The organism is Buttiauxella sp. S19-1, assembly GCF_022134725.1.
GTDB lineage: Bacteria > Pseudomonadota > Gammaproteobacteria > Enterobacterales > Enterobacteriaceae > Buttiauxella > Buttiauxella ferragutiae.
In genome coordinates, this window is record NZ_JAHWLU010000066.1 from 1 (window position 1) to 26840 (window position 26840).

At 51.7% G+C, this 26840-nt stretch carries 24 protein-coding genes; 8 read left to right on the plus strand and 16 right to left on the minus strand.

Going from position 1 to position 26840, the window contains the following annotated elements; all coding sequences use genetic code 11:
- On the minus strand, nucleotides 1–1150 hold a 1150-nt coding region (locus MES37_RS14870; RefSeq protein WP_237931868.1), incomplete at its 3' end, for an MFS transporter.
- A gap of 99 nt (nucleotides 1151–1249) precedes the next feature.
- On the opposite strand from MES37_RS14870, the gene MES37_RS14875 reads away from it, so the two are divergent.
- From MES37_RS14875 to bioD, 3 genes are all read left to right on the plus strand, one after another.
- Nucleotides 1250–2158: a LysR family transcriptional regulator gene (locus tag MES37_RS14875; protein ID WP_064547273.1), complete on the plus strand. Its 909-nt coding sequence runs from the start codon at nucleotides 1250–1252 to the stop codon at nucleotides 2156–2158.
- A 117-nt stretch (nucleotides 2159–2275) separates the two neighbouring features.
- Complete coding sequence (gene mlc, locus MES37_RS14880; protein ID WP_237931871.1) at nucleotides 2276–3493, plus strand: sugar metabolism global transcriptional regulator Mlc; 1218 nt, start codon at nucleotides 2276–2278, stop codon at nucleotides 3491–3493.
- A gap of 159 nt (nucleotides 3494–3652) precedes the next feature.
- A complete protein-coding gene (bioD, locus tag MES37_RS14885; RefSeq protein ID WP_064547268.1) occupies nucleotides 3653–4348 on the plus strand; it encodes a dethiobiotin synthase in 696 nt (231 codons plus the stop codon).
- On the opposite strand, the gene clcB is transcribed toward bioD, so the two are convergent.
- The 10 genes from clcB to MES37_RS14935 all read right to left on the minus strand — a co-directional run bounded on the left by clcB (nucleotide 4301) and on the right by MES37_RS14935 (nucleotide 14519).
- Complete coding sequence (gene clcB / locus MES37_RS14890; protein ID WP_237931885.1) at nucleotides 4301–5596, minus strand: voltage-gated ClC-type chloride channel ClcB; 1296 nt, start codon at nucleotides 5594–5596, stop codon at nucleotides 4301–4303. The genes bioD and clcB overlap by 48 nt on opposite strands.
- A 59-nt stretch (nucleotides 5597–5655) precedes the next feature.
- Entirely contained in the window at nucleotides 5656–6801 is a 1146-nt protein-coding gene (gene osmV, locus MES37_RS14895; protein ID WP_133521336.1) for an osmoprotectant ABC transporter ATP-binding protein OsmV, read from the minus strand.
- Entirely contained in the window at nucleotides 6801–7448 is a 648-nt protein-coding gene (osmW, locus tag MES37_RS14900) for an osmoprotectant ABC transporter permease OsmW (protein ID WP_064547263.1), read from the minus strand. The genes osmV and osmW overlap by 1 nt, the downstream gene beginning before the upstream one ends.
- Nucleotides 7449–7457: 9 nt before the next feature.
- Nucleotides 7458–8360: a glycine betaine ABC transporter substrate-binding protein gene (osmX, locus tag MES37_RS14905; RefSeq protein WP_237931873.1), complete on the minus strand. Its 903-nt coding sequence runs from the start codon at nucleotides 8358–8360 to the stop codon at nucleotides 7458–7460.
- A 22-nt stretch (nucleotides 8361–8382) separates the two neighbouring features.
- Nucleotides 8383–9099, minus strand: a complete 717-nt coding sequence (gene osmY, locus MES37_RS14910; protein ID WP_064547258.1) for an osmoprotectant ABC transporter permease OsmY — start codon at nucleotides 9097–9099, stop codon at nucleotides 8383–8385.
- 288 nt (nucleotides 9100–9387) lie between these two features.
- A complete protein-coding gene (dmsD, locus tag MES37_RS14915) occupies nucleotides 9388–10014 on the minus strand; it encodes a Tat proofreading chaperone DmsD (RefSeq protein ID WP_064547255.1) in 627 nt (208 codons plus the stop codon).
- Between the two features lie 46 nt (nucleotides 10015–10060).
- Nucleotides 10061–10918, minus strand: coding sequence for a dimethyl sulfoxide reductase anchor subunit family protein (locus MES37_RS14920; RefSeq protein WP_133521339.1), 858 nt, complete (start codon nucleotides 10916–10918; stop codon nucleotides 10061–10063).
- A gap of 1 nt (nucleotide 10919) precedes the next feature.
- A complete protein-coding gene (locus tag MES37_RS14925) occupies nucleotides 10920–11537 on the minus strand; it encodes a DMSO/selenate family reductase complex B subunit (RefSeq protein ID WP_064547252.1) in 618 nt (205 codons plus the stop codon).
- Between the two features lie 10 nt (nucleotides 11538–11547).
- Nucleotides 11548–13989: a selenate/tellurate reductase subunit YnfE gene (gene ynfE, locus MES37_RS14930; protein ID WP_064547250.1), complete on the minus strand. Its 2442-nt coding sequence runs from the start codon at nucleotides 13987–13989 to the stop codon at nucleotides 11548–11550.
- A gap of 227 nt (nucleotides 13990–14216) precedes the next feature.
- Nucleotides 14217–14519, minus strand: a complete 303-nt coding sequence (locus tag MES37_RS14935; RefSeq protein WP_064547248.1) for a DUF1161 domain-containing protein — start codon at nucleotides 14517–14519, stop codon at nucleotides 14217–14219.
- Nucleotides 14520–14753: 234 nt separating this feature from the next.
- On the opposite strand from MES37_RS14935, the gene MES37_RS14940 reads away from it, so the two are divergent.
- Together MES37_RS14940 and MES37_RS14945 are read left to right on the plus strand one after the other, a co-directional pair.
- Nucleotides 14754–15464: a YnfC family lipoprotein gene (locus tag MES37_RS14940; protein WP_237931875.1), complete on the plus strand. Its 711-nt coding sequence runs from the start codon at nucleotides 14754–14756 to the stop codon at nucleotides 15462–15464.
- A gap of 20 nt (nucleotides 15465–15484) precedes the next feature.
- Nucleotides 15485–16483: a bile acid:sodium symporter family protein gene (locus MES37_RS14945; RefSeq protein ID WP_133521342.1), complete on the plus strand. Its 999-nt coding sequence runs from the start codon at nucleotides 15485–15487 to the stop codon at nucleotides 16481–16483.
- 29 nt (nucleotides 16484–16512) lie between these two features.
- Here MES37_RS14945 and add read toward each other — a convergent pair whose 3' ends face one another.
- The 3 genes from add to malX all read right to left on the minus strand — a co-directional run bounded on the left by add (nucleotide 16513) and on the right by malX (nucleotide 20423).
- A complete protein-coding gene (add, locus tag MES37_RS14950; protein WP_237931877.1) occupies nucleotides 16513–17514 on the minus strand; it encodes an adenosine deaminase in 1002 nt (333 codons plus the stop codon).
- Between the two features lie 102 nt (nucleotides 17515–17616).
- A complete protein-coding gene (locus MES37_RS14955; protein ID WP_237931879.1) occupies nucleotides 17617–18789 on the minus strand; it encodes a MalY/PatB family protein in 1173 nt (390 codons plus the stop codon).
- Nucleotides 18790–18830: 41 nt separating this feature from the next.
- Nucleotides 18831–20423, minus strand: a complete 1593-nt coding sequence (malX, locus tag MES37_RS14960) for a maltose/glucose-specific PTS transporter subunit IIBC (protein WP_064547236.1) — start codon at nucleotides 20421–20423, stop codon at nucleotides 18831–18833.
- Nucleotides 20424–20597: 174 nt separating this feature from the next.
- Between malX and MES37_RS14965 the strand changes: the two genes are divergently transcribed.
- The 3 genes from MES37_RS14965 (at nucleotide 20598) to MES37_RS24750 (ending at nucleotide 23910) form a co-directional block, all read left to right on the plus strand.
- The gene (locus tag MES37_RS14965; RefSeq protein ID WP_064547234.1) at nucleotides 20598–21632 is read left to right on the plus strand and encodes a Mal regulon transcriptional regulator MalI; all 1035 of its coding nucleotides are present in this window, start codon (nucleotides 20598–20600) and stop codon (nucleotides 21630–21632) included.
- A gap of 104 nt (nucleotides 21633–21736) precedes the next feature.
- Nucleotides 21737–23638, plus strand: a complete 1902-nt coding sequence (locus tag MES37_RS14970; RefSeq protein WP_237931881.1) for a diguanylate cyclase — start codon at nucleotides 21737–21739, stop codon at nucleotides 23636–23638.
- A 143-nt stretch (nucleotides 23639–23781) separates the two neighbouring features.
- Complete coding sequence (locus tag MES37_RS24750; protein WP_273694239.1) at nucleotides 23782–23910, plus strand: hypothetical protein; 129 nt, start codon at nucleotides 23782–23784, stop codon at nucleotides 23908–23910.
- Between the two features lie 44 nt (nucleotides 23911–23954).
- On the opposite strand, the gene MES37_RS14975 is transcribed toward MES37_RS24750, so the two are convergent.
- Nucleotides 23955–24341: a hypothetical protein gene (locus MES37_RS14975; protein ID WP_237931883.1), complete on the minus strand. Its 387-nt coding sequence runs from the start codon at nucleotides 24339–24341 to the stop codon at nucleotides 23955–23957.
- A 7-nt stretch (nucleotides 24342–24348) separates the two neighbouring features.
- On the minus strand, nucleotides 24349–26840 hold a 2492-nt coding region (locus MES37_RS14980; RefSeq protein ID WP_337927081.1), incomplete at its 5' end, for an RHS repeat-associated core domain-containing protein.

Here is a 26840-nt window from a genome sequence, read left to right on the forward strand (position 1 = left end):
AGATGCCACCGAGCGTCCCGGCAATGCTTGAACCAAGGTAGTAGCTAAACAAATATAACGATGAGGCTTGCCCTTTCGCGCGTTTCGCCCGTGGGCCAATCCAGCCACTGGCGACCGAGTGTGCAGCGAAGAATCCGGCAGAAAAAAGCAGCATCCCAATGAAAATAATCGCCAGCGGTGAAAACACGGTTAATACCAGCCCGAGCAACATTACCGCAGTGGAGAAAATCATCACCGGGCCACGGCCAAATTTGGCGGTCATTGCCCCGGCTTTTGGCGAACTCCAGGTTCCGGTTAAGTAAGCTACCGACAGTAGGCCCACCACCGCCTGGCTCAAATACCACGGCCCTTGCATTAAGCGATAACCAATGTAATTAAACAGCGTGACAAACGCGCCCATCAGCAAAAATCCCTGGGTGAATAACAGCGGTAACCCCTTGTCGCGCCAGTGCAAACGGAAGTTAATAAACAGCGTTTTCGGGCGTAATGAAGAAGGGCGAAAGTGCCGCGATTCAGGCAATATCTTCCAGAACATTAAGGCTGAGGCAAGGGCGAAGCAGCCGATGGCGGCGACCGCAATGCGCCAGTTAAACAAATCAGTCAGCACACCGCTTAACAGGCGGCCACTCATGCCGCCAATCGAGTTGCCACTGATGTACAAACCCATCGAAAAGGCCACGACACTCGGATGAATTTCTTCACTCAGATAGGTCATACCCACCGCGGCGACGCCGCTGAGCGATAGCCCAATCAAGGCGCGCATCACTAATATGCCGTGCCAGCTGGTCATCATAGTGGAGAGCAGTGTGCAGCTTGAGGCGAGCAACAACGCCGTTACCATGACTGGTTTGCGGCCAATGGCGTCAGAAAGTGGCCCGGTGAATAACAACCCAACGGCTAACATGGCGGTAGAAACTGACAGCGAAATACTACTACTGGCGGGGGATACGCCAAATTCATGCGACAGCACGGGCAAAATGGGTTGCACACAATAAAGCAGCGCAAAGGTGGCAAGTCCGGCAGAAAATAGCGCCAGGGTGACGCGCATGAATTGGGGTGAACCCCGTTTAATATAAATTGCCGGCTGGAGGGGAAGTCTGTCGTCTACATCTTCTGCCGGAGCGGTGTTGACGAGGGTTGTACGGCTCAAAATCGATCCTTAGTGCACTTTTGAAGTCTTCTTTTCAGAGTAGAAAATCGGGAATGTTCTGTCTAATATATTAATAATCTCAATTGATATGTTTAAAATATGAATATTGAATTGCGCCACCTGCGTTACTTTGTTGCGGTGGCTGAAGAGCTGCATTTTGGCCGTGCCGCTGCACGTCTGCGAATCTCACAGCCGCCCCTGAGCCAGCAAATACAAATTCTGGAACAACAAGTCGGGGCGCGTTTACTGGCGCGAACCAACCGCAGCGTGAGCCTAACCGCGGCGGGTGATCAGTTTTTGCTCGATGCCAGGCAGATTTTAAGCCAGGTTGAAAGCGCCGCCGCCCGCGCCGCCCGGCTGCATCACGGTGAAACAGGCGAATTACGCATTGGTTTCACCTCATCGGCACCGTTTATCAAAACCGTCTCTGACAGCCTGTCGACATTTCGCCGCAGTTATCCCGATGTGCATTTACAGATGCGGGAAATTAACACACGTGCGCAAATTGCACCGCTGAATGAAGGTGAGCTTGAACTGGGGCTGATGCGCAATACGCGGCTGCCGGACACTCTCGACTGGAAACTGGTGTTAAGGGAACCGCTGATGGCGATGGTGCATCGCGACCATCCGTTAGCCCAATGTACGGCGATTTCCCTGCAACAACTGGCAAACGAGCCTTTTGTCTTTTTTGACCCGCACGTCGGAACCGGCCTGTATGACGATATTCTTAGTTTGTTACAACGTCACGACATTACGCCGTTTATCACCCAGGAAGTGGGCGAGGCGATGACGATTATCGGCCTGGTTTCCGCGGGGCTAGGTGTTTCGATCCTGCCTGCATCGTTTAAACGCGTTCGGATCTCGGAAGTGGTTTGGTTGCCCATTGAAGAACCCGAGGCACAATCAGAAATGTGGCTGGTGTGGCCTAAACATCGCGAGTTGTCTGCCGCAGCACTTCGAATCTCCGCATTGCTAACGGAGTCAATAACTCGATTAAAAGGCATTTAAAGCACCGTAATATGTGCGGTAAATCACAACCCTAGGTAAATATTTGACTCCTTTGGTTGAAGTGTTTCACCATAGCCCAAAGTTTATTTCGAAGCGCGAAAATAAAGGGAGTCGCAAGTGGTTGCTGATAGCCAACCGGGCCATATTGATCAGATCAAGCAAACCAATGCGGGCGTAGTTTATCGTCTGATTGATACCCATGGACCGGTGTCGCGAATCGATCTTTCTCGTCTGGCGCAACTCGCTCCTGCCAGTATCACGAAAATTGTTCGTGAAATGATAGAAGCGCATTTGGTGCAGGAAACGGAAATCCAGGATCCCGGTAGCCGGGGGCGTCCTGCGGTGGGTCTGATGCTGGAAACTGAAGCATGGCACTATTTGTCTGTGTGGATTAGCCGTGGGGAAATCTCTCTCGGTCTGCATGATTTAAGCAGCAAATTGATTGTTGAAGATACCGTCTCGCTCGCGGTTGAAGACCAGCAGCCGCTCATTGAGCGGATAATCGCGCAAATCGACCAGTTCTTTATTCGTCATCAGCAAAAACTCGAACGCCTTACGGCGATTGCTATCACCATGCCGGGGATTATCGACACCAAACGCGGCATCGTTCATCGCATGCCGTTTTATGATGTCTGTGACATGCCTTTGGGCGAGATCCTCGAAAACTACACCGGCGTGCCGGTGTATGTGCAACACGACATCAGCGCGTGGACCATGGCAGAAGGGCTGTTTGGTGCCTCTAAGGGCGCACGCGATGTGATTCAGGTGGTGATTGATAATAACGTCGGTGCCGGCGTGATTACCGATGGGCGTCTGCTTCATGCGGGCAGCAGTAGCCTGGTCGAGATTGGTCATACTCAGGTCGACCCTTACGGTAAACGCTGCTATTGCGGCAATAACGGTTGCCTTGAAACCATTGCCAGCATCGACAGTGTGCTGGAATTGGCCCAGTTGCGCATGAGCCAGTCGATGGGCAGCATGCTGCATGTCCAGCCACTGACCGTTGAGTCGTTGTGTGATGCTGCGTTAAACGGCGATCTATTAGCGAAAGATATCATTCTTGGGGTGGGGACCAACGTCGGTCGAATCCTGGCGATTATGGTCAACTTATTCCATCCACAAAAAATTCTTATTGGTTCGCCACTTAATCGAGCCGCAGAAATTCTGCATCCGGCGATTACCGCTTGCATTCGTCAGCAGTCGTTACCGGCTTATAGTGAACATATGATTGTTGAAAGTACCCAGTATAATCACCGTGGAACCATGGCGGGTGCAGCGCTGGTAAAAGACGCAATGTATAACGGTTCGTTATTGATTCGCCTGCTGCAAGGCTAATGTTTATGGCTTGATCCACTAAAAATTGCGCTATCTCAATCTGACTGAAGCACTATTCTTTTAGACTTTCCCTCCTGAATTATTCAATTTCTAATCACTCATATCCGTCTTACAAATAAATAAAGACGGGTATTTGCAGCATTTCCTTGGGAGTTAGTCATGCTTACGCGTTTCTTTATAACGGGTACCGATACTGCAGTCGGGAAGACTGTGGTTTCACGCGCCTTGTTGCAGGCGCTTGCAGCCAGCGGCAAAAGTGTTGTCGGCTATAAGCCGGTAGCCAAAGGAAGTAAAGAGACGCCAGAGGGCCTGCGCAACAAAGATGCGTTAGTTCTGCAAAGTGTTTCCACACTTGAATTGCCTTATGCAGCTATTAATCCTATCGCGCTGAGCGAAGAAGAAAGCAGCGTGAGTCATAGTTGCCCGATTAACTATTCGCTGTTGTCTGACGGGTTGCAAAATTTAGCCGGGCAAGTGGACCACGTTGTGGTTGAGGGCACTGGCGGTTGGCGGAGTCTGATGAATGATTTACGCCCGTTATCTGAATGGGTAGTTCAGGAACAATTGCCGGTGTTGATGGTTGTGGGTATTCAGGAAGGCTGTATTAACCATGCTTTGCTGACGGCTCAGGCCATTGCAAATGATGGCTTACCGCTGATTGGCTGGGTGGCGAACCGCATCAACCCAGGCCTTGCGCACTACGCAGAAATCATTGATGTATTAAGCAAAAAACTGCCAGCGCCGCTGGTGGGCGAGCTGCCTTATTTACCACGCGCCGAACAGCGTGATTTGGCAAATTACATCGATTTATCCCGCCTTTGCGGCGCTCTGGCGATAGACCGTTTGCGGGCGTAACCAGCGCGAAAGTGCTGAAGCAATCACGCACGACAGCAACAGGCCGGGGAGCAATGTAAACTCCCCGGTCATTTCACAAACCATCAGCGTGGACATTATCGGTGCATGTGTGGTGGCGGCCAGCAGTGTTGCCATTCCGGTTAATGCCAGCAAAATCGCAATGTTATCGCCACTCCACGCCCATATCCCGTACCACTGCCCGACCAACATTCCCAATGCTGCGCCAACAAATAACGTCGGAGTAAATACGCCGCCCGGCGCACCAGAACCGCTGCTTGCCAGCACTGCCGCCAATTTGTAAACCAGAACACTTGCCACGAACAGCAGTGCAGGCGGTTGCGAGAGAAATGACTGCACCACGCTGTAACCGTTACCCCAAACCAGCGGGGTGATAAGCGACAGCAACCCCACCAGCAATCCCCCTAACGCGAGTTGCCACGGCGGGCTTAAATGCAGACGCTGGAATATTTTGCTGCTTTGCGCCATAAGCCAGAGAAACAGTGGCCCAGCAAGCCCCGCGAGCATACCGAAGGATGCCATCAGCAAATATTGAACTGGCTGCGGAGCGCTGAGTGCGCGCACGGTGTAGAGCAGCGCTTGTTCGTCATTTAACAAGTGGGTCATCAGCAGGGCACTGACAGCGGCAATGACCACGGGGCCGAGGGAGGCGAGCATCAACGTGCCAAACAGAATCTCTGCGATAAACAAGCTACCCGCCAGCGGGGCATGATAGGCGCTGGCCATCCCGGCTGCCGCACCACAGGCGACCCACAACTTCCATTCGTCTGAACGAGAGAAACGCTGCGCGAAAACAGAGGCAAAGACGGTTGCCAGCAGTACCATCGCACCTTCACGGCCAATGGCGCTGCCGCTGGCGACAACAATCAAAGAGGCGGCAGATTTGACCAGGCTTGCGCTAACATCTAAGCGCCCGTCGCCGGTTTCAATCGCCTCCATATAGTCGGTGGGAGCCGAAGGGCGCTGGCGTGTCGCACGCTGCCATGCCCAAAGTAGCGTACCGGCAAGCAATCCACCTATCGCGGGGGTGAGCAGTCTTCGCCAGGGCGGTAGTGCCGCCGCAGCAGCGACCAGGCTGCCACTGTGGTCACCTAAAAAAAGACCTTCAAGGAAATACATCGACTGGCGAAACAGCCAGACCACCATTGCTGAGGCGATACCAATCCAGACGGCGAATATTAGCCGCCGTAGCATGCCTTTCATGTCGGGGAAGTGGTGTAAGCGGTGCATAGCAAGCATTGTAGGGTGGATAACCGCGAGCGTCATCCACCAATGTGAAGTAAACCCTGCTACGGTTGGTGAATATTCAATACCCGACGAGTGCGTCCCGAGCTGAGATAGTCAGCGATGTAATCCTGCGAAATCTCACCACTATAACGACCATCTTCATCGGTTATCGGCATCCACACCATGTTGTGCTCGTAGAGTTTTGACAGCACGATACGCAAGTTATCTTCTGCGCGCCCGGTCACTCTGAAGGGGTGGAGCACATCTGCGCAAACTCCTGTGGCTCCCCGCGTTTCACGGCGTTTCACAAACCCTAATGGTTTACCTTCATCGTCGACCACGGTTATCGAACGCATATCGTTGTCATCCATGATCGAGAAAGCTTCTGGTAACGAAGTCGATTCACGTGCGGTGACGGTCGGTTGCTGGCCGGTGACGTCTCCTGCTTGTACCAACAGCAGGCGTTTCAGCGTGCGATCCTGGCCCACAAATGAGCCAATAAATTCGTTAGCCGGTTTAGCCAGTAATTCATCGGGGCTGGCACATTGCACAATTTTCCCCTGGCGGAACACCGCGATGCGGTCACCTAATTTCAGTGCTTCATCAATATCGTGACTCACCAGCATCACGGTTTTCTTCAACTGGCGCTGCATTTCCAGAAACTCATTCTGAATCGCTTCGCGGTTGATGGGGTCGACCGCGCCAAAAGGTTCATCCATCAACAGTACCGGAGGATCCGCCGCCAGCGCGCGTATCACGCCAATACGCTGTTGCTGCCCGCCGGACATTTCTCGCGGGTAACGATGGAGAAATTTGTTCGGGTCCAGCGCCACCATGCTCATCAGTTCGCTGGCACGCTCTTTACAGCGGGCTTTTTCCCAGCCCAACATGCGCGGCACCACGGTGATGTTTTCTTCAATCGTCATGTTAGGGAACAGACCGATTTGCTGGATAACGTAGCCAATATTGCGGCGTAGCGTCACGGTATCCAGTTCGTTAGTATTTTTACCGTTGATCAGAATATTGCCGCCAGTGGGGGCAATCAGGCGATTGATCATTTTGAGTGTGGTGGTTTTGCCACAGCCGGAAGGGCCGAGCAGCACACACATTTCACCTTCCGGCACATTCAGGTTGATATTATCAACCGCATTAAAAGGTTGGCCATTCTTCTGAGCGAACTGTTTGGTGAGGTTTTCCAGTTTTATCATTATCGAATCCCCTTTGGTGTCAGGACTAATTGCAAACGATGTAGCAACCAGTCCAGTAGAATCGCTAAAACACAAATCAATACCGCGCCGGCGATCAACATGCGGATGTCGCTGCTGCCGATACCGTTAAGCAATAACAAACCCAAGCCGCCAGCACCGATAACTGCGGCAATGGCCATGACGCCAATATTCATCACTACGGCAGTACGAATGCCGCCGAAAATAACCGGTAATGCCATGGGGATTTCAACCCAGCGCAGGCGTTGCCAGAATGTCATGCCAATACCACGACCCGCTTCACGCAAACCTGGCGGCAGGCTGTCGAGTGCGGTATGCGTGTTACGGACAATCGGTAACAGGGAATAGAGGAATACCGCGGTGATGGCAGGCAATACGCCAATCCCTTGCCCGATCATCGAAAACAGCGGAATCATCAGACCAAACAGGGCAATGGAGGGAATGGTCAGCACAATGGTGGCGATACCCAGCACCGGCGTGGCAAGCCATTTGTGACGCACGATTAAAATGCCCAGCGGCACACCAATCACAATCGCCAGACCCACGGCCATTAACACCAACCATAAATGTTGCAGCGTCAGACTGCCGAGATAGCTCGCGTTATCAAGCATATAGTGCAACGTTTCCATGGTGCCTCCTTAGAGCAAGCCTTTCTGCTGCAGGAATTCACGAGCCACCTGCTGTGGGGTTTCATGGTCGATGTCCACTTTGGCATTCAGGGTGGAAATCACGTCGTTGTTCAGTAAACCGGAAAGCGTATTGAGTGCTTCTTCAAGGCCGGGGTTGGCGGCGAGTGTTTCTTTACGCACCACAGGCGTAACAGCGTAACTTGGGAAGAAGCCTTTATCGTCTTGCAGCACTTTTAAATCGAAGCCTTTTACTCGCCCGTCGGTGGTGTAAATCAGCCCAGCGTCAACGAAACCATCGCGCACTGCGTTATAGACCAGTCCGGGGTCCATTTGGTGTATCTGCGGCCTGTCCAGCGGCATGCGGTAGGCTTGCTGCAATGGTTTCATGCCATCGCTACGGCCAGAAAACTCCAGGTCCAGGCCGAGCATCCAGTTGTTATCAGGGTCGGTCTGGCGGATATGTTCAATTTTTTCCACCAGTTCTGACATGGTGTTGATGTTCTCTGCTTCCGCACGTTTGCGCTGCATGGCGAACGCGTAGGTGTTGTTCATATCCGCCGGTTTCAGCCAGACAATCCCCAGTTTTGCATCGAGTTTTTTCACCGTGTCGTAGGATTCCTGCGGCGTCATTCGTTTGTTGATGTGATTAAAAATAATCAGCGACGTGCCGGTGTATTCCCAGGTCATATCCACTTGTTTGTTGACCATGGCATTACGCGAAATCACGGTAGCAATGTTGGTCTGTGGCGTGACCTGGAACCCTTTTTCTTGCAGATACTGCGTGGTCATAGCTGAAAGGATGTGTTGTTCGGTGAAGCTTTTGGTTGCCAGAACCAGCGGCTCAGCTCGTGCTGCGCCCGCCAGGAATAGTGTGGCGGCTAATGCAGCAAACAACGGTTTAAACGGGATCATAGTTATCTCCTTTTTATTATTGTTATTCCGCTGTGTGGGGGCTTAACACGCGCCCTAAGCCCGCGAGTGCAATATCAAGGAGCAAGGCAAAGAGTGCCGTGGCGGTTGCGCCCAAAATTAGCGTTGGGAAATCGTTGAGATAAATGCCAGGGAAAATCAGCTCGCCATAACTGCTGGCACCAATTAAAAAAGCCAGCGGCGCCGTGCCGACGTTAATGGCTGTGGCAATGCGGATCCCTGAAAGCATGACCGGCCACGCGTTGGGCAACTCGACCTGGCGCAAGCGTTGCCCCTTGGTCATGCCAATCCCATTGGCCGCTTCGATAAGCGAAGCCGGGACGCCGCACAACCCTGAATAGGTGTTACGGACAATGGGCAGCAGCGAAGCGAGGAATAGAGCGATAATCGCCGGTTTATCGCCAATCCCGATGAAGACCATCGCCAGTGCCAGCACCGCCAATGGTGGTAAGGTATTCCCGACGTTAAATATCTGCATCGCATACTCAGCCCAACGCCGTGCGCAAGGACGGCTGAGTAGAATACCGCCAGGGATCCCCACTAACAGGGCCAGCGCCATCGAGTTAAACACCAAAATTAAGTGTTGTTGCCCGAGATACAATAAGTCGACCTGGCGTGCTTTTATGACGTTGGGGCCGATGCCCCAGATGAGTAAACCGAGCACGATTGTCAGTGCTATGACGCCTAAAAAAGTGCGTTTTATGAACGATGAATGCTGCATTGCTGTGTGTCTCCCTGGGTGCACGTTATAGCGACGTGATGGATCGCCTGTTGTTATGCCGTGTGTCGGCAGGGTGTTTTGACCTATAACAATGTGAGGGGAAGGAATCCAGCTAATGAGGGAAATAGCAGATTAATGATTTGCGAGGAAATTAATGCTTTGGCCTGCACCGCCTCGCTTGCGAGGGTGAGATAAGAATTGTCTTAAAATGCATTAGTTAAAGTTACGGCGTAACTTTTGGTTTGTGCGGTGGATAAGCGCAAGTGTCATCCACCGCTTCTAAAATTATTAGAAATACAGCTCTTTAGTGGCAACCGGAATCAGCATCTCTTTGCGCCACTCGGCCAGGGTGATTTGAGTCAATTCACCTAATGCCTGGTAGAACGGATGTTCGGCATGAGCAATAAACAGCTCCAGGAAACGCCCACTCCACGGCAAAATGTGCCACGCCAGCAGTTCGTCGACTTTCTGCTGCAAACCTTCTTCAGCAAGCCACGCCGCCAGCATCAGCAACATCCCGATGTGGTCGTCCGGTTCGTTGCTCGCTTGTTCATTGGCGATGTCGTTCTTGCGCATCCATTTGCGCAATTCAAGCATCGAATCACCAAACAGCACGTTTTCTTTATCGAGATATACAGAACCCCATGGTGAAGCTGGTAGTGCGTAAGGGCCTATAAACAGGCGTTGCCAGGCCTGGCTCAATGATTCTGGTTCATAACTGAAACCCTCAGCCATGCGTTGGGCGAGAGCATCCAGCTGTTCATGCTGCACCGGCCATTGTTTCGCCCATTCCGGATCTTCCAGTGTGGCGTAAAGTGCGGCGACTTCCTGGCTGGTGGGAGCTTGATAATACAGCGCACCCAGTACTCTTCCGGTCAGGGCGATGGTCGCCAGTCTTTGTGTCGTTGTAGACATTTTTCTCTTCCTTGTTGCGCGGATTGCTCCGCGCATTTTGTATCAATTAACCTGCTACCGCCATGCCGACTGTCATATGCAGACCGTAAAAAATCCCACGGCCAATACATTCACCGACAACCACCAGTATGAATCCGAGCAGCAAACCGGATGTTTTGGCTGGTGTGCGGCGTATCAATGAGCAAATCCAGCAACCTAAACCCAGCGCTATTAACGCAATGCGCCACACTTGCAGCGAGGCGTAATCAGGCACCAACGCGCTGGCATGCTGCACAGAACTCTGGATTTCCGCCAGTTCGTTGCTTTGCAAAACGATCACCGCAATGGCGATGAATAACGCCAGAACGCTGACTGTTGCCAGTCTACGGCTGCGGTATTCGTAACCGATGCTTCGCAGCAACAGCACCGCCAGCAGTGGGCCAGTCAGTAAGACGGTGAGGAAGAAGCTCAGCGTGGTGTATCCGTTATGCCAGGTTGGCACGGTATCAATCTGGTAAACACGAGTCATCGCCGCGACAAAAAACACGCCCAACAACACGGTTATGACGAGCCAGATTTTGCCAATCGCCGCAGGCATTTTCTTCAGTATTGAAATCAGCCACCAGAAACCGCCAACGGCGAAGAACACCGAACCACTGGCAATTTCATTGCTCAAAGCCGATTCGCCAATACGATTGAGTGAGTTAAACGCCCGTAACGGGGAGCCGAGGTGCATCACCGAGGCAATAAACGCAATGCCCATCAACAGCCAGATAAAGAACATCGGGCGTAACATTTTATGCTGCAACTCACTGTTATTACTGGCCTGATTCCAGGCATAACTCATGACAATGACAGCCCCAACCACGCACTGGCCCAGTACGGTAAACAACACCAACGGCCATTCATGCCATCCGCTTCCCATCTCAAACCTCCTTTGGATTCGCCAGGTAGCCGGTTTTATCCCCGCAAGGACGGCTGTTGGCATTGGGTTTAATCACAATATTTGGCTTCGTGAAATGTGCTGACGGCAGCGGAGCAATAGCGGCTTGCTCGCCGTATTTTTTACGTAGTTCGTCGATGGGAGCCAAATCCAGCGCACGCAATGGGCAAGATTCCACACAGATAGGTTTCTTGCCTTCCGCGACTCTGGAATAACAGCCATCGCATTTGGTCATATGGCCTTTTTCGGCATTATATTGCGGCGCACCGTATGGGCAGGCCATATGGCAGTAGCGGCAGCCAATACAAATATCCTCGTTCACCACCACAAAACCATCTTCGCGTTTGTGCATCGCACCACTTGGACACACCTTAGTGCAGGCGGGATCTTCGCAATGGTTGCAGGCGATGGATAAGTAATAAGCAAACACATTTTGCTGCCAGACCCCATTGTCTTCCTGCCAGTCGCCACCAGCATATTCATAAATGCGGCGGAAGCTGACGTCCGGGGATAAATTTTTGTAGTCCTTACAGGCCAGCTCGCAAGTTTTGCAGCCGGTGCAACGACTGGAATCAATATAAAAACCATATTGGGTTGTCATCAGCTATTCCTTACGCCTTTTGGATTTCGACCAGGTTGGTATGTTGCGGGTTGCCTTTAGCCAACGGTGAAGGTCGATGAGTGGTCAGCGTGTTGATGCATGAACCGTGATCGACACGGTCGCCGCTCATATTGGCTTCGTGCCATGCGCCCTGGCCCATTGCGGTGACGCCCGGCATGATACGTGGCGTGACTTTCGCCGGAATACGCAATTCACCACGGCCATTAAACACCCGCACCATATCGCCACTGGCGATACCACGCGCCTGCGCATCTATCGGGTTAATCCACACTTCCTGACGACACGCGGCCTTCAGCACATCAATGTTGCCGTAGCTTGAGTGGGTACGCGCTTTGTAATGGAAGCCGAACAGTTGCAGTGGGTAAGTGCTGCGTTCGGCCGCATCCCAGCCGTCGAAGGTGGAGGCATAAACGGGCAGTGGGCTGATGGTCTCGTCTTTTTCTAACTCCCAACTGGCGGCAATGTCAGCCAGTTTGCTGGAGTAGATTTCGATTTTACCAGAGGGGGTTTTTAATGGATTGGCATCCGGGTCGTTGCGGAAAGCCTTGTAGGCAACAAAATGGCCGTTCGGGTCTTTACGCTTATAAATTCCCATCTCGCGTAACGCCTCATACGAGGGTAATTGCGGGTCTTTTACCAGCATCTTCGCGTACAAAAATTGCAGCCACTGCTCCTGAGTACGCCCTTCGGTAAATTTCTGGTAGATATCCGGCCCGAGGCGACGAGCCACTTCGCTGGTTATCCAGTAAATTGGCTTACGTTCAAATTTCGGCTCGGTGGCAGGCTGGATGAAAATCAGATAGCCCATATTCCCGGCGTAATCGTTCGGGATAATGTCTTCTTGTTCGACCGTCATTAAGTCTGGCAGCAGGATGTCGGCGTATTTTGCCGACGAGGTCATGAAGTTCTCGATGACCACAATCATTTCGCACTTGCTGTCATCTTGCAGAATGTCGTGAGTTTTGTTGATGTCGGAATGCTGGTTGGTAATGGTGTTACCGGCGTAGTTCCAGATAAACTTAATCGGCACGTCGAGCTTATCTTTACCGCGCACGCCGTCGCGTTTGGCGGTCATTTCCGGGCCGCGAACAATGGCATCGGTCCAGCTAAAGCAGGAAATTTGCGTTTTCACCGGATTGGTCAACACCGGCATACGTTCAATAGTGATGGTGTAAGTCGATTCACGAGCGCCGCTGTTTCCACCGCTAATCCCGACGTTTCCGGTCAAAATCGGCAACATCGCGATAGCGCGTGAAGTCAGTTCACCGTTGGCCTGGCGTTGTGGCCCCCAACCCTGAGCGATATACGCCGGTTTGGTGCTGCCAATTTCACGCGCCAGCTTGATGATTTTGTCTACCGGAATACCGGTAATCACGGACGCCCACTGCGGAGATTTTGCAACGCCGTCATCACCCTGACCGAGAATATAAGCTTTGTAATGTCCGTTGGCTGGCGCACCTTCTGGCAGCGTTTTCTCATCAAAACCGACGCAGTATTTGTCGAGGAACGGCTGGTCAACGAGGTTTTCGCTAATCAGTACGTGGGCGATACCGGCAACCAGTGCGGCGTCGGTGCCCGGACGAATCGGCAACCATTCATCTTCGCGCCCGGCGGCGGTATCGGTATAGCGCGGGTCGATAACTATCATGCGCGCATTGGAACGTTCACGAGCCTGTTCCAGATAATAAGTAATGCCGCCGCCGCTCATGCGGGTTTCGGCAGGGTTGTTGCCGAACAACACCACCAGTTTGCTGTTTTCAATATCAGAGGTGCTGTTACCGTCGTTGGTGCCGTAGGTGTAAGGCATCGCGCAGGCAATTTGCGCGGTACTGTAGGTGCCATAGTGGCTAAGAAAACCACCGTAGCTGTTCATCAGTCGGGCAACCAACGAGGCGTATGGGGAAGAGCGGGTGATGTTGCCGCCGACAATCCCCGAGGTGTAGTTAATGTAAACCGCCTCGTTACCGTATTTTTCCACCGTGCCTTTCAGGCTTTTGGTGATGGTATCCAGCGCTTCATCCCAGGAGATACGCTCGAATTTCCCTTCGCCGCGTTTGCCCACGCGTTTCATCGGGTAGTTCAGGCGTTCAGGGTGGTTGATTCGGCGGCGAATCGAGCGGCCACGCAGACAGGCGCGGACTTGATGATTGCCATAAATATCATCGCCGGTGTTATCGGTTTCCACCCAGGTGACTTCATTATCGCGCACGTGTAACCGCAGCGCGCAGCGGCTACCGCAGTTTACCGAGCATGCCCCCCACACGACTTTGTCTTCTGTCTCAGGGTTAACAGCCGCACCCACCGCAGTGGCAGCGGCTCGCAGGCCAAAGGGCAGGGATATTCCACTTACAGCCAGCGCCAGCCCGCTGATGGCGCTGGTTTTCATCAGGGTTCGACGGGAAATCCCATCATGGCAACATTGGTTCGACATAACTCACTCCGTGTTATCTCTGGTTGGGATGTCATGGATGTTTCTAATTTTTTTACGAACGGCGAGGACGCGAAATATTGCTTATCAGGCGAATATTATCGGCGGGGATGAGTTTTACTCATTTAGAGGTAGCAGTTGTTAACACGGGTCAAAGTAAGTGTGGAGTGTTGAATGAAAGCTGATTGAGCGGAGAAAATAAAGCGGGGCGATGCCGCCCCGGCAATCGATTACTGTGGTTCGGCTGGTGTGCCGTCTTGTGTAGCAGTGCTGCTGGCTTGAGAATTGCCACTGCTGGTACGCGTATAAAGAATTTTCTGCGTATCATTAGCACAGTGGCCAACGACTTGTGCGTCAGGTTGGTCGGCCTGGTCGTTCGGAACAATCGTCAAACTGAATCCAGATTCCGCAACACCATTGCCAATGATTTTTTGCTGAATGTCTGCCTTAACTTTGTCACATGACGTCTGCGCAGCCAGCACGGGAACGGTCGCTGCCAACAGGCACACACCCAGCCAGATTGAACGTTGCATGGTCTCTTCCTTATGTTGAGGATGATGTATACCCGTCATCCTTCAAGCTGCAGGGGTGTTGGCTACACTCACTTACCCAAATCACTTACTTAAGTAAGCTCATCGGGATAAGCTCCCTGGCCGCCTGGCTGCAACTCGAATGCAAACGGGTATATAAGAATAGTCGCTGTAGTGTAAAGTGTTGTATTTGCTTATATCATGTATATAACAATTCCAGTCGGAGACCGGACTTACGTGAAGAAAATCATTATCCTCAGTGTGCTGGCAGTGTCTATTGCCGGCTGTGATAATCAGAATATTACGCTGACTTACACGCCAGAAATGGCCAGTTTTTCGAACGAATTTGATTTTGATCCATTGCGTGGGCCGGTTAAAGATTTCACCCAGACATTGATCAACGACAAGGGCGAGGTCATCAAACGCGTGGTTGGGCTGGTGTCGGAAGAAGGCTGTTTTAACGAGCTTGAATTCCATGATCTGGAAAACAACACCGGCGCCACTCTGGTGCTAAATGCCAATTATTATGTTGATGCAATAAGCCATGAAAGACGGGTCAAACTTCAGGGGAAATGCCAATTGGCGGAATTACCCCAGGCGGCACTCACTTATGAAACCGACGATAATGGCTTTGTCGTTGCCGCGCATGGTGAAAAGACATCGATAGTTTATCGTTATGATGCTGATGGCTACCCGTTAGGTAAAATCACCAAATCGCAGGATGACACACTCACCATCACCGCGAAAACCGGCAGTGACATCAAGAAAAAGCTCGATTACACCGCAGAAAGCATACTGAACGGTAAATCTATCGGCTTAGCCAAACAATCCTGTGATTACGACGGCCATTTCAACCCACTGGAGTGCGTGCTGAACATCACCAATGAAAGTGCAAAACCGCCTAAAGTTGAAACCTACACCATCAAAAACAACATCAATTATTATTGATAGCGAACAAAGGAAGCCGGATGAAATGGTTGCAACGCCTGAAAATTGATACTTTTTTGCTGATCATGATCGCTGTGGTGATCCTGGCTTCACTATTTCCCTGCGAAGGCGCGGTAAAAACGGCATTTGAATACCTGACCACTGCGGCGATTGCGTTGTTGTTTTTCATGCATGGGGCAAAGCTTTCCCGTGAGGCGATAGTGGCAGGAATGGGGCACTGGAAACTACATCTTGTGGTTTTCCTCAGCACCTTTGCTCTTTTCCCGTTATTGGGGCTGGCGATGGGCTTTCTTTCACCAGCCATCCTTAACCAACCCTTGTACATGGGCTTCCTGTACCTTTGCGCGCTGCCCGCAACTGTACAATCGGCTATCGCCTTCACCTCGGTTGCTGGTGGAAACGTTGCCGCCGCGGTGTGTAGTGCTTCGGCATCAAGCATTTTGGGTATTTTCCTGTCACCGGTGTTAGTCGGGGCATTAATGAACACCCAGGAAGGCACCACCGACACACTGCACGCGATTGGCAAGATCATCCTGCAATTGATGGTGCCGTTTGTGGTGGGGCATTTGTCGCGCCCGCTGATTGGCCGTTGGGTAGATAAACATAAGAAACTGATTAGCATGACCGACAGATCATCCATTTTGCTGGTGGTGTACGTGGCATTCAGCGAAGCGGTGGTGGAAGGCATTTGGCATCAGGTTAATGGGGTGGCGTTGTTAGCTGTTCTGGGCTGCTCAATTGTGCTGCTGGCAATTGTGCTGGTGATTAACACCTGTGTGGCACGGTTGATGGGGTTCAACACTACAGATGAAATTACCATTGTGTTCTGCGGCTCCAAGAAAAGCCTGGCAAACGGTGTGCCGATGGCGAACGTGCTGTTCCCGGCCAGTGCCGTGGGCATGATGGTCCTGCCGCTAATGATATTCCATCAGGTGCAATTGATGGTCTGTGCGGTGCTGGCGCAGCGTTATGCACGTAGAACGGCGAAGGAAAAAAGAGCGCTTGAGTCAGTTTCCTGACCCAAGCGTTTGACGAAGGGATTAGCTGATTAAGCGGCGCGAACTTTAGCGATCAGCGCCTGCTTTTCTGCTGCACTCAGGAAGGCAATTTTCAAACCATTCTCTTGCGCGGTGCGGATATGCGCAGCACTCAGACCCGCTTGCGGGGCGGCTACTGTATATTCATGAATAATATCGATACCCTGGACTGCGGGATCATCGGTATTAATGGTCGCCAGCACGCCTTTATCCAGGAAGGTGATTAACGGGTGCTTATCCAGCGAGGCGATAGTGCTGGTCTGGATATTGGACGTCAGGCACGATTCAATCCCGATACCGTGTTCCGCCAGGAAATCCATCAGCGCCGGATCTTCAACGGCTTTGACCCCGTGACCGATACGTTCAGCACCCAGTTCACGAATCGCCTGCCAGATACTTTCCGGGCCAGCCGCTTCACCAGCGTGAACGGTGATATGCCAGCCGGCATCACGCGCACGGTTGAAGTGATTCAGGAATAAGCTACCAGGGAAACCGAGTTCATCACCGGCAAGGTCAAGCGCGGTAATGTGGTCGCGATGAGTCAGCAGTGCATCCAGTTCCGCTTCGCAAGCGGCTTCACCAAACGTACGGCTCATGATGCCAATCAAACGGGCTTCAACACCAAAATCACGGCAGCCCTGACGGACACCTTCAATCACCGCTTCTACTACACCGGCGACAGGCAAATTATGCGTCATCGCCATGTAACCTGGTGAAAAGCGCAGCTCGACATAATGCAGGCCATTGCGCGCGGCATCTTCAATATTTTCCCATGCCACACGGCGGCAGGCATCAAGAGAGGCCAGGACTTTCACGCCCCAGTCGAGTTTTTGCAGGAAGCTGACCAAATCAGGCGCGGTTTCCACAACCTGTACATGCGGGCGAAGTGCTTCAAGAGAATCAGCCGGAAGCGGTAAATTAAACTGGCGGCCTAGATCGAGGATAGTTTGTGCACGAATATTACCATCGAGGTGGCGGTGCAAATCGGTTAACGGCAGGGTGGTATCAATCATGGTCGCACTCTTTTATTGATTAAAGTGCGATAGATTATAAAAACAAATGTGTCCAAAAAGCTACGTTGCGCAAATAAAAAGGGGAGTTGCCTCCCCAGACGTTTATTGCAGCGACTTGATTGCCGCAATCAGGCGCTTCACACCTTCTTCAAGCTTAACTCGTGGGCAACCGGCATTCAGGCGCACAAAACCTTTGCCTTCTTCGCCGTAGGTATATCCCGGCATGATGGCGACTTTTTGCTGTTCGATCAGCACTTTTTGCAGCGCGTTGTCATCAATACCCAGCGGGCGAAAATCAATCCACGCCAGATAGGTTGATTCCGGTGGCTGCCAGTTCAGTTGCGCAAACTCACTGTTTAGCGCATCGGCCACATAGCGAAGGTTGCTTTGCAGGTAAGCGCGCAGTTCATCCAGCCATGCGGCACCTTCCTGATAAGCCGCAATGTGGGCGATAACCGCCAGAATGGCAGGGGATGACAGTCCATCCTGGCCTTTCAGCACATTCAAATACTGCTGACGTTCATGAGCATCGTTAATCAGGCCGTAGGCTCCGGTTAACGCAGGAATGTTGAAGCTCTTGGAACCGGAGGTGAACAGCGCCCACTGGCCTTTGCCTACTTCACACCATGGCGTGTGCAGGTTTCCTTCCCACACCATATCCATATGAATTTCATCACTGATAACTCGGACGCCGTGGCGTTCGCACAGCAAGGCCATGGTTTCCAGTTCGCTGTGTGTCCAGACTTTGCCGGTTGGGTTTTGCGGGCTGCACAGCAACATGATTTTGCATTCAGGTTTGGCCAGTTGCGCCTCGAGTGCTGTCATATCGCACATCCAGCCGCCATCGGTTTTATGCAACGGTGCGCTAAAGACCTCGCGCTGGTTGCCTTCGATGGCTTTGTAAAACGCATCATAAGCCGGAGTATGGATCAGTACCGCGTCACCTGGTGCTGACCACTGGCGAATCAACTGTGAAACCATGTAGATAACAGAAGGGCCGTAAACCACCGCTTCTTTATCTATCACGCTGTTAAAACGAGCTTGATACCAGTGGGCAATCGTGCCAAGAAACTCGTCATTCTTCCAGCGGCTATAACCCAATACACCGTGAGATAAACGCTTTTGTAATGCGTCCAGAATGACCGGAGCGGTAGGGAAATCCATATCGGAGATGGTAAAGGGCAGGAGGTCTGCGGCACCAAAACGGTCTGCGACATAATCCCACTGGGTACACCAGGTTCCGTGACGGTCAACGGGGGTGGAAAAATCGAACATATCACCTCGCAACAAATGGGCGCCGAAGCGCCCATCGTGATTTACGCCTGAGCAGTTTGCATCAGATGCGCCATTTCATCTTTCACTGATTGGACCTGCGGCCCAATCACCACTTGCAGATTATGCTGGTTAAGCTGAACCACACCAATGGCGCGCAGATTCTTCAGTGCGGCTGAGTCGACTAAAGACATATCTTTTACGGACATACGCAGACGAGTGATGCAGTTATCGAGAGACACGATATTTTCCGCACCGCCAAGTGCGGCTAGCATCGCTGGAACATTGTATCCAGACTTGCCAACCTGACCGGCAATCGCTTTTTCAGCGCTGCTGGTAGTGTCAACATCGCGACCCGGTGTTTTGATATTGAAGCGGGTAATCGCGAAGCGGAAGATGGCGTAATACGCGCCGAACCAGATAGCTGCGACGACTGGCACCATGTACCATTTAGTCGCCAGGCCATGCAGGATCCCGAACACTACGAAGTCGATGATGTTGCCATCGGTATTGCCGATAGTCACGCCCAACACCGCCATAATGGTAAAGCCAAGGCCAGTCAGCAATGCGTGGATGACGTACAGCACTGGAGCAACAAACAGGAACAGGAATTCCAGTGGTTCTGTGGTGCCACCAACGACGCAAGCAATCACGCCAGAGATCAGCAGCCCTTTAATTTTATGGCGGTTTTCTGGGCGAGCACAGTGGTACATCGCCAATGCAGCACCAGGTAAACCACCAAGGAAGGCTGGCATTTTACCCTGTGACAGGAAGCGGGTGGCGCTTTCAGAGAAGCCGTGAACGCTTGGGCAACTCAGTTGAGCCTGGAAGATGGTCAATGCGCCGCTGACGCTGTGACCACAAACATCCATGGTGCCGCCAGCATCAGTAAAGCGAATCAGCGCAACCAGAATGTGGTGCAAACCGAACGGCAGTAATAAACGCTCGCCGGTACCGAAGATCATCGGCCCAAACATACCTGCGCTGTTAATCATATTGCCCAGCGCGTTAATGCCTGCGGCAAAAATTGGCCAAATTAACGGGATAACCAACCCAACCAGCCCCATCACCACCGTGGTGATGATGGGCACAAAGCGTGTACCGCCAAAGAACGCCAGCGCATCAGGCAGACGCACATTGTGGAAACGTTCATGAAGCAGGAAAACAATCACCCCGACAATCACTGCACCTAAAATACCGGTGTCAATTGACTGGATCCCAAGGATGCTTTGAATGTTGTTTGCCTTCAGAATCGCGGCATCGGTGGTAGGCAAAATGCCTTTTGCGGTAAGCCAGAAGTTGACTGCCAGGTTCATTACCGCATAACCGACGAAACCTGCAAATGCGGCAACACCTTTATTTTCACGCGCCAGCCCAAGAGGGATAGCGATACAGAACATGATTGGCAGGAAGCTGAATGCAAACGAACCTACTTTGCTCATCCAGACGAAAATGAGCTGTAAAACTGGGTTACCTAATGCGGGAAGCAAAGTGACCACGTCGTGGCTACTCAGTGAGCTTCCGATCCCGAGCATGATGCCGCAAAACGACAGCAGTGCCACGGGCAACATAAAGGTTTTGCCAAGGTTTTGAAAAAACTCCCAAAGCGTAATTTTTTGTGTTGTATTAGCCGCCATAACGACTCCTTGAACCTTGGTTAATAAATGAGTAGCAGTACAAAACGAAGCGGATGATAAAACGTTTTACCAAGCTTTATTGCGTGCTGTATCACAGATTCAAAGCTCGGCAGAGTGCCTAATACACCTGCTAAGATTAAACGTTTTATCACTGCTGGAGGGTTCGTCTCGCCGATGACGACTCAGGAAAAGAAAATCACGATTAACGAAGTGGCCGAAGCTGCTGGTGTTTCTGTCACGACGGTCTCTTTGGTGCTCAGTGGCAAAGGGCGTATTTCCCCAGCAACGGGGTTACGCGTGAGCGAAGCCATCGAAAAATTAGGATTTGTGCGCAACCGCCAGGCGGTTTCACTGCGTGGTGGCCAAAGTGGCGTTATTGGCCTCATCGTGCGTGACCTCTGTAACCCGTTCTATGCTGAACTGACCGCTGGCCTGACCGATGAGCTGGAAAAACAGGGGAAGTTGCTGTTCCTGACGCAAAGTGGTGCACAAGGTCAGCATATGCAGCGTTGTTTCGACATGCTGGTCGCTCAAGGCGTTGACGGTATTATCGTGGCGGGTGCTGCTGAGCAGGGCGCGGATATGCGTGTCATTGCGGAACAAAAAAATCTGCCGCTAGTTTTTGCCTCCCGCGCCAGTTATCTCGACGAGGCCGATATCATCAGGCCTGATAATATGCAGGCTGCGCAACTCGTGACTGAGCACCTTATCAAACGCGGACATCAGCGAATCGCCTGGCTGGGTGGTGACGGTTCTTCATTAACACGGGCCGAACGCGTCGGCGGCTACTGCGCGACATTGCTGAAATACGGTTTGCCTTTCCATAGTGAGTGGATCATCGAATGCGAGCCGAGCCAGAAAAAGGCGGCTGATGCGATTACCACACTGCTGCAACACAATCCAACGATTACCGCTGTGCTTTGCCACAACAGTACCGTGGCGATGGGAGCATGGTTCGGATTATTGCGAGCCGGGCGGCAAAGTGGAGAAGGGAGCATCGACAGCTACTATGACCGGCATGTAGCGTTGGCAGCCTTTGCTGAAGTGATGGATGATGAACTGGATGATTTACCGCTGACCTGGGTTTCTACACCCGCTCGAGAAATTGGGCGCACTGCGGGGCAAAGGATCCTTAAACGCGTACAAAACGACAACGAAGAAGTTCGTAGTCAGATCATGCCTGCAAGATTAGTCATTCGGAAAAATTAAAACGCCCACAATTGCCGGTAGGTTACGGCTGGCAGCTTGTTGATACTCTTCGTGATATATACTTAAAAAAACCTGATTTGATCGGGGATTCATGGAATGGTTGTATGAATGTGTTTGCGACTAGCCTTACATCATATCTGAGTCGGGTGTTATCAAACCTGGGTGAAAAGCGCTGGGTACTGGTTTTAGTGATGCTCATTCAGGCCGGTGGTTTAGTCATTTACTTGTACTTGTCGCACAACTGGATTGAATCTGGTGTGGTGCAGTCATTGAGAAATGTGTCGTCGATGCACTTGCGGGGTTTTGAACAACTTGAAAGGACGATTAGCTACCAACTTGCTTCGGTGGGGGAAGCGGTGGCGGACGATGCACAGTTCAGATATGCGAAAGAATATATCCGTGGTGAAGTGGAACAAACCGGGCTGGATTCCATCATAGTTTTGGATAGGACTGGCAAGATTATTGCGTCTGAGTCTGTTGTCCCGTTGGAATTGATCCTGCCTCCCAGTGTCTTCGCGACACAGTCCTTCAGGGATTTACCGCAATTTAAAACTTTTCAGCGTGGCGGAACGAATTCTACCTTTTTTGTATCCCGGCAGTATGTTCCCGAAATGGGGGGCAACGGCATGATTATGTACCACATGATGACATCTCCTGAAGGACGGCCGCTGGGCAGCGTAATTGGTTATACCAGCCCGCGTAGTTTGTCTATGCTGCTTTACGCGGATACCGCTCGGGGATTCGATCTGGGCAAAAACGGTGTGTTATCAATTTTTGATAACCACACCCGGCAGGTCCTGTATCGCTATGCTTATTCACGTGTTCCCGTTGAGGAACATAGTTTGGCGCTGCCAGCCATCAGAGACAGATATTTTCAAAACACACGTTATGGGCCGGACGTGAAGTATTACCAGTCTCCAGTTGACGGTGTGGAAAGGCTGGTGGTGTTAACTCCACTGCATCTTGGTCAATGGATGCAGCTGGTGGGCGAAAGCCCGAATGAATACCTGTTCGAGTGGCGAATACAGGTGGCGATTTCGGTATTTGTTTTTATTTGCGTCAGTTTCTTGCAAGTGCTGTTGATGGATATTTTTCGCCAGAATAAGGCCCAGCGTACCCTGCTGGATTTGGTTCTCAACTCCGTGGATGCCTGTGTTTACTTAAAGACCAGCGATCGACGTTTCAGCTATGTTAATTCGAAAACTGCCGAGCTGTTTGGGCTTCCTGTGGAACAGATAATCGGTCGCCGGGATAAGGATATTCTTCCGCAAAAGTTAGTCGATGATTTCTGGGCGACGGACAAACAGGTGCTAGAGACTGGCAATAGGCAACTCTGTACTGAGATGATGATTAACCCGCAAGGGGAACGCCGCTACTTTTCGACGATAAAAGAGCTGGTGAGAATACCGGATCAACTTCCTGCGGTGATTGGCTTGTCCACGGATGTCACCGAACTGCATGAACAAACAGAGGCAAGAAAGGCCGCTGAGGATGCCATTCGAAAAATGGCATTTTTCGACCAACTGACTGGGTTGCCTAACCGCCGTATGTTAGAAGAACGCCTTGGCAAAACGCTTGCTCAGGCGAAATTGAAACAGCAGAAGTTATCGCTGCTTTTCATTGATCTCGACAAATTCAAGGCAGTAAATGATTTGCATGGGCACAAGACCGGTGACTGGCTGCTTACTCAGGCTGCATCTCGCATGAGTAGCGTACTACGCGCGTCCGATATCGTCTCACGCATTGGAGGTGATGAGTTTGTCGTCCTGTTGCCTGAAGCCCAAAGTCTGGACGAAGCGGTGAGGGTAGCGGAAAGGATCCGTGCTTTATTGGAACAACCTTTTGTGATGGATAATGGCGTAGCGCTGGATATCTCATCAAGCATTGGTGTGGTGATTTACCCAGACCTGGCCGATAACGTGCATGATTTGCTGCACTTTGCCGATGAGGCCATGTATCGCGCCAAGAAAGGTGGCAAGAACGCGGTCGAGGTCTTTACCGGCTAGTTTGCGGCGTTAGATTGTCGGATAAAACAGCTTCTCGTAGGCGGCTTTATCAAACTGAACCGGTCGTACTTCCAGTGTTTGAGCATCCTCGACATGCAGCCGAGTACCCACATTTCACTGTTAAAATAGCTGACAGCTGCATTGTGATTATTAAAGACAGCGAAGAAGTGGATATGCTGAAACATGAGCAGGAAGCGCTGCGTCAGCAATTGCGGGATATTAAGCTGGCTAATCTGAATATTAAATCGGTACTACAGGGCATAGCGAGTTAAATGAAAAAGCAGGAAAGGTCGGGATGATTTTTCCGGTATGAAAATTACAATGGATAATCATTAACATCTGATGAATCAACAAAATCATCCAAAGATAAATTATTATCATCGATATATTTATTTAGCTCATCGAGTGTATTGATTTCTATGTAATTTCCAACATCATCATAAGATGGGTCAAATTCATTTTCAATATCAGATGCTAGGAAAGAAGACTTTCTTAATTTAAATGCTGCAGAATCAAGATCACAATAATTGGAGTATGGTGAATGCCCCAGCATTGCATAATCATCTGTTCTAAAGGGATAAGATGGTTTTAGCTTATCCTGGAGTGAAAGCTCAATCCAGGCTCTGCAAATTTCATTATCAGGTGTAATCTCCAAAAGAAGGGTTCTACCACGTAATAATGCATCGATATTTTTATTTTTCATATCAAATTTATTCCCAAGGGAAGAATATGTGTATTATTTTCCCATCGTTCTGATGAACCTGAAGATGAGGGAGGTCACCATCAGGATTGCCAATGCCGTGGCCTGATACTCTGCCTGGATTATGGGGATCCATAATATCATCCCAATGATAGGTTCCGGCCTTGGTATTCTTATTCGTCAGGAAATCCATTAAATTCTTAGTGCTAGGCCCACTTTCTCCAGTCATATTTTTATAACCATCGCCAACATATCGATCTAAGAATAATTGTTCAGCATCGCTTCGAGATCTGACTGTTACTTTATTCGCACCAGCATCTAATTCGCGATTAGCTTTATCAGGACAAACACAAACTAGCCCCAGCGGGTCTATCCACCCCAGCGGATTATGCACATATCCGTAAGGATTCACTCCCCCCGCCAGCCCTATCGGGTTTGCCGAAATGTACTGCCCCGTCTCACTATCATAGTAACGGAAGCGGTTGTAGTGCAAGCCGGATTCTGTGTCTTCGTATTGCCCCGGAAAGCGCAGTCTGCAACTCAGGTTGTCATCGTTAGCACTTTCTTCACGACCCCAGAGCTGTTGCCTGCCGCGCCAGACGATGGTGCCGTCTTCGGTCAGTAATTCCTGAATACGACCGACAGTGTCTGTGACGGCATAGTGCAACTGTCCTTTCTCATAACGCGCCAGTGGTGTGAAACTGCCTGGCTCGTAAATCCAGCGAATACTGTCGTCATATGCCGGAGTGCCACCGGCATACACCGGGATTTCTTTGGTCAGCTGGTCGCCATTCCAGTGGAAGTCATAACCGGTTTTCTCGCGGTTAGTGCAACGTTTGCTGATGCGCCTGCCAGACGGGTCGTAGCGGTATTCCCAGCGTTCGCCGTCCGGGGTTTCCAGCGCGGTGAGCTGGCTTCGGGCATCCCAGCGGTAGCGCCACTGGAGAGGGCGGTAACCGCCTTTATCCACCAGACGACCGTTAACATCATATTTCCAGGTGATGTTGTGTTCGTTCACCACCCGGACAAATTTCCCGTCTTCCGGTTTCCCGCTGTCGGGGTTGATGCGTGAGGTGGTGTGCCGCCAGGCTTTGTGCTCGCGCGATGCGACCCGGCTATGCTGCTGTTGCTGGTAGGCTTCGCTTTCCAGTACGTCATTCACCCAGGTCTGGCGGCGGGTGATATTGAGGTTCTGGTCATAGGTGAAGCGTTCTTCGCGCATTGGCACACTGCTGCTGGTCCAGGTGGAGTGGCTTATCTGGTCGTTCGCGGTCAGGGTGTGAACTGCGGTACCGCGCAGTGAGTCGGCAATCATTGTCAGGTTGTAAGCCTTGTCGTACAGCCACTGACGTTGCAGGTCTTTATTGCGGGCGTCTGGTTCAGTGTTACTGCCGGCGCGCTGCTGCGTCAGCATCCCGGTTGGTGTGTAACCCAGTTGCTGGCGGAAGCCGGTGTCACTCTGTCGGGTGATTTCGTGGCCGCGCAGGTCGTGGGTGAAGGTCAGTGGCGCATGGTCTGCTATCTGCCACTGTGTCAGCTCTCCCATTAATCCACGGGTGAAGTGTTCGGTGAGTCCTTCAGTGGTGCGTTGTGAGATATAGTCGCGTTCTTTTTCCCATGTATATTCAGTGCGTCGGCCGTTGAGAATTTCGGCAGTAAGGCGACCGGCCTCATCATATTCATAATTGACGGTAGCATCGTCATTCTTTGCTTCGACCAGACGGCAGAGGGTGTCATAGCGGAAGAGGGTGGCACTGAGTACGCGGGTGCTGTCGCCCTGAGTGACGTTTTCGCGTACGACCTGGTCGGTGACGTTATATACCCGGTTAAGGTGGGCGCCATCCGGGAAAGAAGTGCAGATACAGCGGCCTGCGGCGTCGTAGCGGTAATTCAGCGTTCTGCCGGTAAAGTCGGTTTCCGCAATAAGTTGCCCGGCTTTGTCGTAGGTCAGACGGTAGTGCTCACCGGCGGCGTTGGTGATTTCAGTCAGGCGGGTGAGTTTATCGTAACGGCATTCCAGCCGTTCACCGTCCGGGCGTATCACCGCCGTCAGCAGGTCGAATGCACCGTATTCATAACGGGTGGTTTTTCCTTCCCCGTCAGTGAAGCTTTCGGGCAGTTTTTCACTGTTCTGACGCATCAGTTCGCGCACACCGTCGGGGCGGTTAATTTCCTCGATGCTACCCTGTGGCCCGGCATGTTTTTTGCTGTGGCGGAACTGCGTGGTGAAGCCCTGCGGGTCTTTGACACTCAGCAGACGGCCCAGCATATCCTGTTCTGTGTGTGTGATACCGCCATTCGGGGCAGTGGTTTCCCGCACCTGGTGCAGGGCATCATGGCTCCAGCGCCAGGTCGCGCCGCCGGGAAGAATATGAGCCAGTAAATCGCCCTGTTCGCTGTAGCTGAACTGCTGGCTCCGGCCCTGCGGGTCAGTGAGGCTGACCACGCTGCCGAGCTCGTCGTAAGCCCACAGCCATTGCTGGTCGCCCGGTGTGGTCAGGC